12 protein-coding genes are annotated in these 14,326 nt (G+C 64.0%); 4 read left to right on the top strand and 8 right to left on the bottom strand.

The window, feature by feature from the left end:
- Window positions 1-184: 184 nt before the first annotated feature.
- Window positions 185-1,417: a cupin domain-containing protein gene (locus L0U80_RS06370; RefSeq protein WP_233863129.1), complete on the bottom strand. Its 1,233-nt coding sequence runs from the start codon at window positions 1,415-1,417 to the stop codon at window positions 185-187.
- 32 nt (window positions 1,418-1,449) lie between these two features.
- On the opposite strand from L0U80_RS06370, the gene L0U80_RS06375 reads away from it, so the two are divergent.
- A complete protein-coding gene (locus L0U80_RS06375; RefSeq protein ID WP_233863130.1) occupies window positions 1,450-1,995 on the top strand; it encodes an FKBP-type peptidyl-prolyl cis-trans isomerase in 546 nt (181 codons plus the stop codon).
- 72 nt (window positions 1,996-2,067) lie between these two features.
- On the opposite strand, the gene L0U80_RS06380 is transcribed toward L0U80_RS06375, so the two are convergent.
- From L0U80_RS06380 to L0U80_RS06390, 3 genes are all read right to left on the bottom strand, one after another.
- Window positions 2,068-3,384, bottom strand: a complete 1,317-nt coding sequence (locus L0U80_RS06380; protein WP_233863131.1) for a hypothetical protein — start codon at window positions 3,382-3,384, stop codon at window positions 2,068-2,070.
- A complete protein-coding gene (mutS, locus tag L0U80_RS06385) occupies window positions 3,350-6,016 on the bottom strand; it encodes a DNA mismatch repair protein MutS (RefSeq protein WP_233863132.1) in 2,667 nt (888 codons plus the stop codon). Before mutS ends, L0U80_RS06380 begins: the two co-directional genes overlap by 35 nt.
- Window positions 6,017-6,545: 529 nt before the next feature.
- Complete coding sequence (locus L0U80_RS06390; protein ID WP_233863133.1) at window positions 6,546-7,343, bottom strand: inositol monophosphatase family protein; 798 nt, start codon at window positions 7,341-7,343, stop codon at window positions 6,546-6,548.
- 468 nt (window positions 7,344-7,811) lie between these two features.
- Here L0U80_RS06390 and L0U80_RS06395 point away from each other — a divergent pair, with 468 nt between their 5' ends.
- Window positions 7,812-8,642: an RNA methyltransferase gene (locus L0U80_RS06395; RefSeq protein ID WP_233863134.1), complete on the top strand. Its 831-nt coding sequence runs from the start codon at window positions 7,812-7,814 to the stop codon at window positions 8,640-8,642.
- A 242-nt stretch (window positions 8,643-8,884) separates the two neighbouring features.
- Entirely contained in the window at window positions 8,885-9,754 is an 870-nt protein-coding gene (gene cysE, locus L0U80_RS06400) for a serine O-acetyltransferase (protein WP_233863135.1), read from the top strand.
- Window positions 9,755-9,808: 54 nt separating this feature from the next.
- Here cysE and L0U80_RS06405 read toward each other — a convergent pair whose 3' ends face one another.
- From L0U80_RS06405 to L0U80_RS06420, 4 genes are all read right to left on the bottom strand, one after another.
- Entirely contained in the window at window positions 9,809-10,606 is a 798-nt protein-coding gene (locus tag L0U80_RS06405; RefSeq protein ID WP_233863136.1) for a UDP-2,3-diacylglucosamine diphosphatase, read from the bottom strand.
- A gap of 24 nt (window positions 10,607-10,630) precedes the next feature.
- The gene (locus tag L0U80_RS06410; protein ID WP_233863137.1) at window positions 10,631-11,125 is read right to left on the bottom strand and encodes a peptidylprolyl isomerase; all 495 of its coding nucleotides are present in this window, start codon (window positions 11,123-11,125) and stop codon (window positions 10,631-10,633) included.
- Window positions 11,126-11,244: 119 nt separating this feature from the next.
- Window positions 11,245-11,826, bottom strand: coding sequence for a peptidylprolyl isomerase (locus tag L0U80_RS06415; protein WP_233863138.1), 582 nt, complete (start codon window positions 11,824-11,826; stop codon window positions 11,245-11,247).
- Window positions 11,827-11,896: 70 nt separating this feature from the next.
- Window positions 11,897-12,610: a tetratricopeptide repeat protein gene (locus tag L0U80_RS06420; protein ID WP_233863139.1), complete on the bottom strand. Its 714-nt coding sequence runs from the start codon at window positions 12,608-12,610 to the stop codon at window positions 11,897-11,899.
- Between the two features lie 285 nt (window positions 12,611-12,895).
- Here L0U80_RS06420 and cysS point away from each other — a divergent pair, with 285 nt between their 5' ends.
- Window positions 12,896-14,293 (top strand): cysteine--tRNA ligase, encoded by a 1,398-nt coding sequence (gene cysS / locus L0U80_RS06425; RefSeq protein ID WP_233863140.1) that lies wholly within the window; start codon window positions 12,896-12,898, stop codon window positions 14,291-14,293.
- The last annotated feature ends 33 nt before the right edge of the window (window positions 14,294-14,326 follow it).

Here is a 14,326-nt window from a genome sequence, read left to right on the forward strand (position 1 = left end):
CCGGTAATGTGCTCCAACACCGACCTGAGCCGCTGGTGGATACGCACTGCAAGAGCGTGAATCTTCCCTACGGCTTGGGCGGAAATTATAGGCACTTTCGTATCGACCGTCGACAAATCCGGGGACAATACGTTGTCTTTATCATACTAGCACTAACTCAGTACGGTATAACAGTCCAGCGTGCTTAGGCAAGCATTCCGACCCGTATCCAGCCCGCACAATACCACTCGTGCAGCAAAGCTGTCATCGACGAATCGGCCGAGAGTGTTACAAAGCATTTCCCGTCCATCGAGCGGCTGTCGGCCAAAGCAGGCAGCCACTTTCTCGCTTCTTTAAGCACGTACTGTTCCCCGTTCAGGTAGTACGAGCGCGAATCGTAAAGCAGGATCGTCCTGCGGTCGAGCGTTAAACCGTTTTTTGCGGCGCGCGCCGCGAATCGTACCTCATCGAGCGGCCGCTCGGGTGTATCGAAGACAACATTTGACTTTGGTTCACTTAACCACGAGCCAACGAAGGAAGATACGTCAGATTCGCTCCAGCGGATTTTTGAGAGTACCTGTCCCACGCGTCCGACCATTAGAGGCGGCAATTGCGCCGGGTGTTCGACAGCGGGTTGGTCGGGGTCGCGATAAAGCGCCGGCGTGGCCGACGGGGCGCCCATGCCGCGTTCTGCGAGCCAGTAGAGAAACTGGCTCGACAGTTCGTTCGTGGAGGGCGTGCGAAAGCCGATCGAGCACGTCATGCATTCGCCCTCGGCGATGCCGTCGTGCGCAATGTGCGGGGGCAGGTAGAGCATGTCGCCCGGTTCCAGCACCCATTCCTCTTCGGGCTCGAAATTCGCGAGAATCTTCAGCGGCAGCCCGTCCAGCAACGAGAGGTCGCGCTGCGCCCCAATGCGCCAGCGACGCTTCCCATGAACCTGGAGCAGGAAAACATCATACGAATCGAAATGGGGACCGACGCCACCCCCATCGGTCGCGTACGAAATCATCAGATCGTCCAGGCGGGCATCTGGCGCAAAGCGAAAGCGCTCCATCAGGGCGCGCGCGCGGTCGTTATGCAGGTCGACGCCCTGTACCAGCAGCGTCCACTGGCGTTGGGCCGCTGAAGGCAATTCGTCGGGCGAGAACGGGCCGTGTCCGAGCGACCAGCGTCGGCGGAAATGCTTGATGAGGCGCGACTCGACGTCCTCATCATCTGCGAGCGTGAAGAGTTCGTCACGCGTGAGCGGCGGCTCGATGTCCGGGATCGCCTGACGGATCAGGAGCGGTTTTTTCTGCCAGTAGCGCTTCATGAACTGCGCCGGGCTCAAGCCGCCTAGCAGCGGTGTGGGAACGTCGGGAGCGGGGCTTGCCGGGGAGCGGGAGGCACGCCGCTGGCGGGCGCCCACAGGGTGATCAGGGGACCGCTTGGGCATCGTATAATGTGGGCTGTATTCTGGAGGATCGAATGAAAATCGCAAAGGACACCGTCGTGTCGGTCGCTTACAAGCTATCGGATGCGCAGGGCAATCTGATCGAGGAGAGCGACGAGCCGATGGTCTATCTGCACGGCGGCTATGATGGCACGTTCCCCAAGATCGAGGAAGTGCTGGACGGCAAGGAGCCGGGCTTCGAGACCCAGATCCAGCTTGAGCCGTCAGACGCGTTCGGGGAATACGATCCCGAACTCGTGAAGGTCGAGCCGCGCACCCGTTTCCCGGAGCCGCTCGAAGTCGGCATGCAGTTCGAGGGCACGCCGGAAGAGGGTGACGAAGACCTCGACTCCCTCATCTACACCGTGACCGATGTTGCCGAGGACAAGGTCGTGCTCGACGGCAATCACCCGCTCGCGGGCATGGCCCTGCGTTTCGCACTGACCGTGAAGGAAGTGCGCCAGGCGACCGACGACGAAATCGAGCACGAGCATGCGCACGGTGCGGACGGTCTCGAAGTTGTCGACGAAGATGAGGACGAAGACGACGGCGACGCGGGTTCCAAACCGACGTTGCACTAATCAATTGGGTTGCGCGCCGGTTCAGGCCGGCGCGTCGAAACGCCCGTGCTGTTCGGCTGAAAATCTCTGGTGTTACGGCGCCTGATGTACCGGAGGCTCGCCATCCGGCATCGCATCGGGCGCTGGTGGTATGGACGGGGGTAATGCTCCGTTCGCGGGCACTCCGCTCTCCGGCAGGCCACCGGGCACCTGCTGCATGCCGGGAATTTCTGTGACATCGGGCATCGACGACACCTCGGGCATCTCGGGCTGAGGTGTTAATGCTTTGCCATCCGCGGACGGCGGCGGCAAGAGCGGCGTGTTCTTCGGCACGTCGCGCACGCTGACGCGCAGCGGCGTGCGACGGGTTGCATCCACATCGAATTGCAGCCATTGCGTGAGCGGGTCGTGCAGGGCAAACGCGATCTGCGTGACGTTGGCCACTCTCACACCTTTTTCATTCCGCAGCGGCTGGTCGATCACGAAGCCGTGTGCGAGCTTCGTGTCGGCGGCGTGCACGAGCACAATCGGGCCGCGGAATGTCTCCGCCAGCTTGATGAGGCTCTTCCTGAACTCGAGATAACCGTCCCGCGTGCGATGCCCAAAACGCAGCCACGCGAAACGCTCGGCACGCTCCTCGTGTTCCGGCAGTGGGTTGGCCTGGATGAAGATCACAATCGCGTGTGCGTTGCGGCGCTTCGCGTATTCGGCGGCATGATCAAGCCAGAAACTGTTGGCGATCACGCGGTCCTCGAACTCGCCATTGCGCCCACCCGCATTCAGAAAGTGGTTGTTACCGTCCGGCACGTTCATCGCCACGAACACGGTGTCGCCAAGCTGCCAGCGCACATTTTCCCGATATGGCCTGAAACGCGGTACCTCGCTCTCACGCGTAATGGCGAGTGTGCTCTGGCCTAGCGTCGCGGGATCGGAGAAGAAGGTCTGGCGCAGCAGATCGAGCCGCTCGACCGGATCGTATGCACCCGACCCGCTCGCGCCACAACTGGCCCAGTCCTGCTGTCCCGGCACGAAGACCAGCGGTGTACGCGACGCATCGAGCATCGCATGGCGCTGCTCATACAGGGAGTCCGCGCAGACTTCGCGCGAGCCCTTCAGGTTGCCGTCGTAGACGAGGAACGCGCTTTGCGGGTCGAGGCCGATCGCGTCGATGAGCCGTCGTGCTGCGGGTTCATCGCGTTGCGACGTCACGACGTTCGCAACGACCGAGAACGCATAGCGCGGCGCCTGCGCCCGCGCTACGATGCCGAACGGCAGCGTCAGGAGGAGCGCCGCAGCAAGGCTACGCAACGCGTGCGCGCGTGACAACGCACCACCGTCGAGGTGGGCCCGCCGTGGTGACAACGCCTCGCGGCGCTCAGTTTTTCGCGTCCGGCGACGTAGCCAGCTCATGTAGTTCGTACAACAGATCGAGTGCATCGCGCGGGCGCAGCTCGTTTGGATCGAGGGCACGCAGCCGTTCGGCGACGCGCGCCGCAAGCGGGTCCGGCGTGTGTGGCGCGTCTTCGACTTCGAGCGATGCCTCGTCGGGTTGCGATAGCGCGAACAGATCGAGCTGTGGCGCGGGCTGTCCAGCCGACATCTGTTCGAGATGCACGAGATGCTTGCGCGCCGCGCGGATCACGGGTGCCGGTACGCCTGCGAGCTGGGCGACCTGCAGGCCATAGCTCTGGTTCGCCGGGCCGTCCTGCACCGCATGCAGGAACACGATGCCGTGCCCGTGCTCGACCGCCGAGAGATGGACGTTGGCCGCCTGCGCAAACTCGGAAGGCAACTGCGTCAGCTCGAAATAGTGCGTGGCGAAGAGCGTGTGGCAGCCGTTGCTCGCGAGTAGATGTCGCGCGATCGCCCAGGCCAGCGCGAGGCCGTCGAACGTCGAAGTTCCACGCCCGATCTCGTCCATCAGCACGAGGCTCTGCGGCGTGGCGCCGTTGAGGATCGCCGCGGCTTCGGTCATTTCGACCATGAAGGTCGAGCGGCCGCCCGCGAGATCGTCGGCGGCGCCGATGCGCGTGAAGATGCGGTCGATTGGACCGAAGCGCGCGCGCTTCGCTGGCACGTAGCTGCCCACGTAGGCAAGTAGCGATATCAGCGCCGTCTGGCGCATGAAGGTCGACTTGCCGCCCATGTTCGGGCCGGTGATGAGCAGCAGCTTGCGCTCGGCGTTGAGAGCGCAGTCGTTCGCGATGAACTGCTCGACTTGCGCTTCGACGACTGGATGGCGGCCCTGTTCGATCTCGATGCCGGGTGCATCCGAAAACTCGGGCGCGTTCCAGTCGAGCGCACGGGCGCGTTCTGCGAATGCCGCGAGCAGGTCGAGTTCGGCGAGTGCTGCAGCCACGCGCTGGCAGTCGGGGATGAAAGGCAACAGCGCCTGCAGCAGTGCGTCGTAAAGCGCGCGCTCGCGTGCGAGTGCGCGCTCCTGCGCCGACAGTGCCTTGTCCTCGAACACCTTCAGCTCGGGCGTGATGTAGCGCTCGGCGTTTTTGAGCGTCTGGCGGCGGCGGTAGTCGTCGGGGACCTTGTCGGTCTGGCCGCGCGTCACTTCGATGTAGAAGCCATGGACCTTGTTGTACTCGACGCGCAGATTGCCGATGCCGGTGCGCGTGCGCTCACGCGTTTCGAGATCGAGCAGGAACTGGCCACAGTTCTCCGACATGTCGCGCAGTTCATCGAGTTCGGCGTCGTAGCCGCGTGCGATCACGCCGCCGTCGCGCACCATCGCCGCCGGTTCCGGCGCGACCGCGCGCTGCAGCAGCTCGGCGCAGTCGGCGGGCGGCTCCAGTGTCTCAGCAATGCGTGCGAGCGAGGCCGCCGCGCCGCTGGCTGACGCGACTTGCTCTCGCAGCGCCGGCAGGGCGGCGAAAGTGTCACGCAGGCTCGACAAGTCGCGCGGACGCGCCGAGAGCAGGGCAAGACGGCCTGTGATGCGCTCGACGTCGGCGATCTGGCGCAGCGCGGCGCGCAAGGTGTCGACGCTGGCGCCGGGCGGCGCTTCGAGCAGCGCGCCGATTGCTTGCTGACGCATCTGTGCAATCGACGCATCGCGTGGTGGATGATGGAGCCAATGTCGCAAGAGGCGGCTACCCATTGCCGTGCTGCAGGTATCGAGCAGCGAACAGAGCGTGGGCGATTCGGTGCCGCGCAGCGTTTCGGTGAGTTCGAGGTTGCGGCGCGTGGCCGGGTCGAGGCCGATGTATTCCGACTCGACTTCCACCTTCAGGCTGCGCACGTGGCGCAACTGCTGGCCCTGGGTGGCCGCTGCGTAGAGCAGCAGCGCGCCTGCGGCACCGCATGCGCTCGTGAGCGATCCGGCGCCGAAGCCATCGAGACCCGCAACGTCCAGCTGGTCGCACAGGCGTTGCTTGCCTGACGAGACATCGAAGTGCCACGCCGGTACGCGCGTGAACGCTCCGACACCGCCTGGCGGCGTCCAGTCCGACGATTCGGCGGGCATTTCCGCGACGAGAATTTCCGCCGGCCGGATCCGTTCGAAGGCTGCTGCGGTCTGGTCGGGTGCGATTTCGGCGAGGCGCAACGCGCCACTCGCAAGATTGAGCCATGCGAGGCCGACGTTCACCGTGACGCCGCGCCGGTTGTGCCCGGGGCAGACCGCCATGAGATAGACGTCGTTCTTGTCGGACAGCAGGGCTGCATCGGTGAGCGTGCCGGGCGTCACCACGCGCACGACCTTGCGCTCGACCGGTCCCTTCGAGGTAGCCGGGTCGCCGATCTGTTCGCAGATCGCCACCGACTCGCCGAGCTTCACGAGCTTCGCGAGGTACTGTTCGACAGCGTGATGCGGCACGCCCGCCATCTTGATCGGCGTGCCCGCGGACGCGCCGCGCTGCGTGAGCGTGAGATCGAGCAGACGCGCAGCTTTTTCCGCGTCATCGAAGAACAGTTCGTAAAAGTCGCCCATCCGGTAGAACACGAGCGTGCCCGGGTGATCGGCCTTGATGCTCAGGTACTGGCGCATCATCGGCGTGTGTTGCGCGATGTCGCCTTCGGTGTGTGTAGCCATCCTCGGTGTCAAGCTTAGGGTTCAGGGCGTGAGTTTAACCCGCTTCGTGTGCGCGTCTACCTGGCCCAATGGCCAACGACGTGCGTTCACGTGCACTGATGTGTCCTCGAGCGCGTACGGGTTCGTCAGGCGAGCATTTGCGGCGCAGCGCCGCATGGCAAGCGCGATCATCGCGGCAACAAACGTGCCGGCAGGCGATGATCTGCTGCACGCGCCTTTGGGGAGTGACCATCAGCACGTTGTCCGCAAGCGATGAGCCGAACCGCACTGCGATGATCGCGAAAAAGCCCTTTTCATCGAATGCGGGCGCCACATGCAGCGGGCAAAACAAAAAAGCGGCCGAAGCCGCTCATTGCTGCCGGACTGCCTGTGATGACGCGTCCGGTTGGCAGCGCCAGCTTGCCGGGACGGAGTACTCGCGCCACGTCTGATGGGCCGCGGGTTTAACCGCGGCGAGGCGAGGCGGGTACAGTCGACGGACTGCGCCGCACCAGGGTCACACGAAACGAGCCGCGATTACGCGGTTACTTTACGCGGCGTTGACGTGGGTGTACTTCGAGAGGATCGGCACCATCTGCGCGTACACCTTCGGGTTGCCCGCAACAATTTCCCCTACGTGGAGGAAGTCAGAGTCGCCGGTGTAGTTGCCGATAAGGCCACCCGCCTCCGTCACGAGCAGTGCGCCCGCAGCGACGTCCCACGCACTGAGACCCTGCTCGAAGAAGCCGTCCATGCGGCCGGCGGCGACGTTCGCCAGGTCGAGCGCGGCCGCACCCGGACGGCGCAGGCCAGCGCAGGCGCGGGTCATGTCGGCGAACAGATCGGTGTAGCGCGCGATGCCATCCTTCTCGCGGAACGGGAAGCCGGTGCCGATCAGCGAGTCGGCGAGCCGGTCGCGGCGGCCGACGCGGATGCGGCGGTCGTTCAGGTAGGCGCCGCGGCCGCGCGAGGCGGTAAAGAGGTCGTTACGGGTCGGATCGTAGACCACGGCTTGCGTGACGATGCCCTTGTGCGTGAGCGCGATCGAGACGCAGTAATACGGGAAGCCGTGGATGAAGTTCGTGGTGCCGTCGAGCGGGTCAATGATCCACTGATATTCGGATTCATTCTCCGAATGGCCCGACTCTTCGGCGAGGATGGCGTGATCGGGGTAGGCGGTCCTGAGCGTGTCGATGATCGCCGCTTCCGACGCCCGGTCGACCTCCGTGACGAAATCGTTGTGCTGCTTCTTCGCGACCTGCACGAGGTCGAGATCGAGCGACGCGCGGTTGATGATCTGTCCGGCGCGGCGCGCGGCCTTGACAGCGATGTTGAGCATGGGATGCATGAGCCAGGTCCTTTTTATCCGACGCGCGCCAGAGGCGCCGAGCCGGTCAGCAGAAGATAAAAGCGTCTAACGATGGACAGGGTCTTTTCACAAGACCTGTCCCGCCAACGGAGACGAATTGAATAAGAGCGGGGCGCGGCTGGCAAATGCCTTGTGGATAACCGAAGGGGCCTTTACCTTTTTACCGCGCGCGAATTCCGCCATTTTACCCGAGTCCGGGCCGGTCTTGCTGCGCGCACGCCGAAGCGGGTCGTTGGCAGCGCCCTTCGGGCTGGCAGCGTGCCGGGTCAGGGGCGCTGGGCGGGGTGCCCGGCGGCCATGGTGGCCTCCGCGTAAGGCCGCGAATTTGTGGCGAAAGCACGCGGAGTCTCTCCCAACCGCCCGGCGTGCGACGCTGCCACTGGACGCCAGCAAGCGGAAAGGCGCGCTAACATAGCGTTTTCATTGCGCTGTCGTTCGAGACTTATCTTGGTGCACCCCGATCATCACGCCGCCTCAGGCGACGCCCACGAGCCGCTGCGCGGCGGCTTCACTTCCACGCGTTTCGTCCTCGTCGAGCCGAGCCATCCGGGCAACATCGGCGCCGCGGCGCGCGCGCTCAAAACGATGGGCTTCTCGCGGCTCGTGCTGGTCGCGCCGCGCGTGCCGCAGGCGCAGCGCGACCCGGAGGCCATTGCGATGGCGAGCGGCGCCGACGATGTGCTCGCGGGCGCCCACGTCGTGCCGACGCTCGCGGATGCCCTCGCGGGCACGCAATGGTCGCTGGCGCTGACGGCGCGCATGCGCGAGTACGGCCCGCCGCCGGGCACGCCGCGCGAAGCGGTGCTCGACGCTTGCCGCCAGGTGGCGGCCCACGGCGACATCGCGATCGTGTTCGGCAACGAACGCACGGGCCTTTCGAACGATGACGTCGAACGCTGCAGCGCGCTCGCGCATATCCCGGCGAATCCGGCGTACAGTTCGCTCAATCTCGCGCAGGCGGTTCAGTTGCTCTCCTACGAATTGCGTCTCGCGTATCTCGCCTCGGGCGAGCCAGGCGCGACGCTGCCCACTGCGGGTCTTGCGCCCGCGGGCTCGCCGCTCGCCACTAGCGAGGACATCGAGCGCATGTACGTCCACCTCGAAAACGCGCTGATCGCGCTCGACTTTCTCGATCCGGCCAATCCGAAGAAGCTGATGTCGCGCCTGCGGCGGCTCTTTGCACGCTCCGGCCTCGAGCGCGAGGAGGTCAACATCGTACGAGGGATCGCGAAACACATCCTCCTGCAGAAGGGCAAGGACGACACCGAAGGGCGCTAGGCTCGCGTCACGTGTGCGTTGCGGCGGGCACGCGCTCGTCTTCGCGCATTCCCGGTGCGGTCCTGCGCGCTCGACCTTGACGGCTTCGGGGGCATGGCGGCAGGTGCTGGCGGTTGCGCCTACAATCGATACAATCCACTCCCCGTAATAAGCAAATCAGCGTTCCTGCCGATGCGGCGACGTCGTGCTGCGCGCATCGCATACGCGCGCAGCAGTCCCCAAGGCAACGTATGGCAGCCATCATGTTCAAGAGACTCCGCGAAGACATCGCCACTATCCGCGAGCGCGATCCCGCCGCCCGCAGCGCGTGGGAAGTCCTGACGTGTTATCCCGGTCTGCACGCGCTCGTGCTGCATCGCGCGGCGCATGCTTGCTGGCTCGCGAAGCGGCGCTGGCTCGCGCGCTACATTTCGCAGCTCGCGCGCTTTCTGACCGGTATCGAAATCCATCCGGGTGCGACGCTCGGACGGCGCGTGTTCATCGATCACGGGATGGGCGTCGTGATCGGCGAGACGGCAGTCGTCGGCGATGACTGCACGATTTACCAGGGCGTGACACTCGGCGGCACTTCGCTCACGCGCGGGGCGAAGCGTCACCCCACGCTCGGCGCGGGCGTGATCGTCGGCGCGGGGGCGAAGGTTCTCGGCAGCTTCACAGTGGGCGCGCAGGCGAAGATCGGCTCGAACGCGGTGGTCGTGAAGCCGGTGCCCGCGGGCGCGACGGCCGTTGGCAATCCGGCGCGGATCGTCATGCCCGCGAATGCCGCGCAACCGGAGGCGAAGCCGAAGTCCGCGAGCGAATCATTCTGCGCATATGGCATCACGCCCAATGCCGACGATCCGGTGTCGCTTGCGATTCACGGTCTGATCGATCACGCGGCCAAGGAGACGCAGCGCGTGGACGCGATCGTCGATGCGATGGAGCGGCTCGGCGCACGGCTCGAGGCGCTCAATGGCGCGGATGCAGCGCTCTTCGATCTGCGACGTCTGTGTGCGGGACTGGAGGGTGGGGCGCCTGTAAGCGAAACAGCGCACGAAATGGCGCACAAAACAGCGAAGCGGGCCGCAGCAGGGAACGACGAAAGCGTTTCTGATATCGACGCGCGCAAATAATCGTCAACTGCGAGTGACGAAGCGCGCGTATCTTTTTCCTTCCATCGATGCCGCTCAATCGAGCGGCAACATCCTGAATCCTTCCGCATCGACACGCAGATAGCCACCACGTGGCTTGCCGTGATCGAGTTCCCAGTCGGGTAGCACCCATCGCACGCCGCCAGGTTCCTGGTGGCGCGCCGGGCGGTGCGTATGGCCGTGAACGATCGTCGTCGCACGGCTGCGCCTGAAAAGCGCCGCGACGCCGCGCGCAGTCACATCGTAGCGCGGCAAGGCGGGCCGATCGCGACCTGCCTCGCTCTTGCGGCGCATGTTCTCGGCAAGCGCACGACGCCAGCGCAGCGGCCACGCGAGAAAGAGCAGTTGCGCGAGGCGGTTGCGCGCGAACGTGCGAAAGATCTGATAGCCGCGATCGTCGGTGCACAGCGCGTCGCCATGAGCAAGCGCGATGCGCGTGCCGAATGCCGTGATCGCGATGGGGTCCGGCAGCCAGATCGCGCCCGCGGCTTTCATGAAGCGCTTGCCCATGAGGAAGTCACGGTTGCCGTGCATGACGTAGAGCGCGATGCCGCGCTCGGAGAGTGTGTGCATCAGCGCGGTCATGCGCGCGATGAACGGATCGGCGAGCATGTCGTCGCCGATCCAGTATTCGAAGAGGTCGCCGAGGATGAACACCGAGTCCGCCTGATCGGCAGTGACGCGGATGAAACGCTCGAACGCGGCGACCGTGTGCGGGATCGCCTCACTCAGATGCAGGTCCGATACGAACAGAAACGGGCGTGCCGCGTGCGGGCGTTTGCCCTCGCCGGGCACACCCGCCGCGGCGTGTCGTAGTGCTTTCTCCTGCAGCATGAATGAAGCGCGCTCCCGGTGTCGTTATTCGACGACGACAGCTTTTTCGATCACGACGTCGTCGGCCGGCACGTCCTGATGGAAGCCCTTCGAGCCCGTCTTGACCTTCTTGATCTTGTCGACGACGTCGAGGCCCTCAACGACCTTGCCGAACACGGCGTAGCCCCAGCCTTGCGGCGTCGGCGACGAGTGGTTCAGGAAGTCGTTGTCGGCGACGTTGATGAAGAATTGCGCCGATGCCGAATGCGGGTCGTTGGTGCGCGCCATGGCGATCGAGCCGCGCTCGTTCTTCAGGCCGTTGTTCGCTTCGTTTTCGATCGGGGCATCGGTAGGGCGTTGCTTCATGCCGGCTTCGAAACCGCCGCCCTGGATCATGAAGCCGTCGATGACACGGTGGAACACGGTGCCGTCGTAGTGGCCCTTCTTTACGTAGGCGAGAAAGTTCGCGACGGTCTTCGGCGCTTTTTCGGCGTCGAGTTCGAGCTTGATGACGCCGTGATTCGTATGCAGTTCGACCATGATGGAATCCTTTGCTGTGGCTGGGGTGAATGAGCGGTGCGGCAGCGGCACGAGGCGCGGCGTTGCGCCCTCGCGTGTGCCGGTGCCGCACCGCGCGATAAGAGGAATGCTAGTGCGTGTTATTTGCCGATGACGGTTGCCGACTCGATCACGACCGCCGTTTGCGGCACGTCAGACATCGGGCCGCGCGAAGTCGTGGGCACGGCTTCGATCCGCTTCACGACATCCATGCCCTGCGTGACCTTGCCGAATACCGCGTAGCCGTTGCCGTCCGGATTCGGGTAGTCGAGGTTCGCGTTATCGACTGTGTTGATGAAGAACTGTGCCGTCGCCGAATCGGGGTCGCCGGTACGCGCCATCGCAATGGCGCCGGTCACATTCTTCAGTCCGTTTCTGCTTTCGAGCGGGATCGGCGCGCGCGTCGGTTTCTCGACGAAGCTCGTCGTATAGCCGCCGCCCTGAATCATGAAGCCGCGAATCACGCGATGGAAAATCGTGCCGTTGTACTGGCCGGCCTTCACGTACTGGAGGAAGTTGTCGACGGTCTTCGGCGCTTTCTCAGGATAGAGTTCGACGCGAATTTCGCCCTGGCTGGTCTTGATGAGCACCTGCGGATGCGCGGCTTGAGCGGCCGGTTGCGCAAAGGCGGGAGCGTTCGCAATCAGGGCGGCGCTGCCGAGCGCCAACATCAACCATTTCATGAGTGTCCTCGGTAAAGCGGATTAGAAGCGGATGGGGAAACGACGTGCGCCGCTGCCTGAGCGGCGCGACTTATTGCGAAGGTGCTACGTACGGCGGTGTCGCGAACGGTCCCGAAGGGCCACCGAACTGGAACGAGGGATTGCTCAACGTGGGCGAGATGAGGTTTGTCGTCGCCCCTTCGTTCGTAGCGGCGCCTTGCGACGCGGCCGGTTTTTTCGGCGCGGCAGACGGCGAGACGATGGTCTGGATGCCGGCGAGGCGCTGCTGCGTGGTGGCGCTCGCGTGACCTAGCGTAGTTGCGCGTCGGTATGACGCATCGGCGAGGCGCAGATACAGGTCGCCGAGGTTCTCCCATGCAAGTCCGTACGACGGGTTCGCCTTCACCGCGGTTTCCAGTGCGACGCGCGCCTCTTCAAAGCGGCCGTGCTTCGCGAAAAGCGCGGCGAGATTGTTGTAGGGCTCGGGCAATTCCGGGTACAGCTGCGTGAGCTCGGTGAATGCCGCGATCGCATCGTCGTCGCGATTCAGGCGCGCGAGGATCGTGGCCCGCTTGAATTTCGCCTGCACGTCGCGCGGGTTCGTCTTGATACGCGCGTCGAGTGCCTCGAGCGCCGCCGCCCAGTTATGCTGCGCGATGGCAGCGTCCGCTTCGGGCGTGCTGTCGGCTGTTGCGGGGGGCGCGGCATGGGCCATTTGCGCACTGCCGAAGACGAACGCAACGCTCGCAAGCGCCACTGCGGCAAGGGTCGCAACGCGATGCGTGCGGCCGCTGGAAGGTTTCATAGGGTGAGGTCGCGGTGTTATACTCCGAGCCATTCTAACAAAAAGGTCCGTGCGTTTTCGTCGCGCGCTTGTTCCGGCCGCATCCGGTAGTTCCTGGCAAATTCGGGGCGGCTTCGGGGCAACTTCCTGGCAACTGCTGGGCGTGACGCGTGAGACGCCGGGCTGTCTTCGCCCCTCGTGGTCGTCTCCGTCCAGATCGTAGCCTGAGTGCCGCGGTGCGTCGCACCGGCCGGCCACTGACGGCGCCGTTGCAGATTTTCTTCGAACCACGTATCCAGCGTCCTTATGGAATCACTGCGCATCTACAACACGCTCGCGCGTGACAAGCAAGTTTTCGTGCCCCTCGAGCCCGGCGTCGTACGCATGTACGTCTGCGGCATGACGGTGTACGACTATTGTCACGTTGGCCACGCGCGTGTGATGGTGGTGTTCGACATCGTTCAGCGGTGGCTGCGCGCGCTCGGTTACAAGGTAACGTATGTACGCAATATTACCGACATCGACGATAAGATCATTCGCCGTGCGGTAGAGAACGGCGAGACCATCAAGTCGCTCACCAGCCGTTTCATCGATGCACTTCACGAAGACGCGGATGCACTCGGCGTGGCGCGTCCCGATCTCGAGCCGCGTGCGACGCAATACATTGCGCAGATGCTCGACATGATCGGTATGCTGGAGAAGAACGGTTACGCGTATCAGGGCTCGGACGGCGACGTGAACTACGCGGTGCGCAAGTTCGCGAACTATGGTGCGCTCTCGGGCAAATCGATTGAAGACTTGCGCGCAGGCGAGCGTGTGGCGGCCAACGATGCCAAGCAGGATCCGCTCGACTTCGTGCTGTGGAAGCAGGCGAAGGCGCACGAGCCTGCCGATACGAGCTGGGATTCGAAGTACGGCCGCGGGCGCCCGGGCTGGCACATCGAATGCTCCGCGATGGGATGCACACTGCTCGGCGAGCATTTCGACATTCATGGCGGCGGTCAGGATCTGCAGTTTCCGCACCATGAGAACGAGATTGCGCAGAGTGAAGGCGCGACCGGAAAGACGTTCGTCAATTACTGGATGCACAACGGTTTCGTGCAGATCGACAACGAGAAGATGTCGAAGTCGCTCGGCAACTTCTTCACGATCCGCGACGTGCTGGCGAAGTACGATGCAGAAGTGGTGCGTTTCTTCATGGCACGTGCGCATTACCGTTCGCCGTTGAACTACAGCGACGTGCACCTCGACGACGCACGCAATGCGCTAACGCGTCTTTACACGGCGTTGAAAGAAGTGACGCCCGATGCAAGCGAGCTCGACTGGAACGAGCCGTTCGCGCAGCGCTTTAGCGCGGCGATGAACGACGACTTCAACACACCGGTTGCGATCGCTGTGCTGTTCGATCTAGCGACGGAAGTGAACCGTACGCGTGATGCAGTGCTCGCGCGTCAGTTGCAGCGCCTTGCGCGCGTGCTCGGTTTGCTCGTGCGTGAGCCGCGCGTGTTCCTGCAGCAGGCGGCTGGTGCACAAGATGCAGGGGCGTTCGACGTGGCCGAAATCGAAACAAAGATCGCCGCGCGCCAGGAAGCGAAGAAGGCTAAACAATATGCGGAGGCGGACCGGATCAGGGCCGAGCTGCTCGATGCCGGTATCGCGCTCGAAGACAAACCGGGCGGATTGACCGAGTGGCGCCGCGTTTAAGCGGGCTATCCAGTTTCCACTGATCGATTCGCG

It is taken from the genome of Paraburkholderia adhaesiva (genome assembly GCF_021390575.1).
Taxonomy (GTDB): domain Bacteria; phylum Pseudomonadota; class Gammaproteobacteria; order Burkholderiales; family Burkholderiaceae; genus Paraburkholderia; species Paraburkholderia adhaesiva.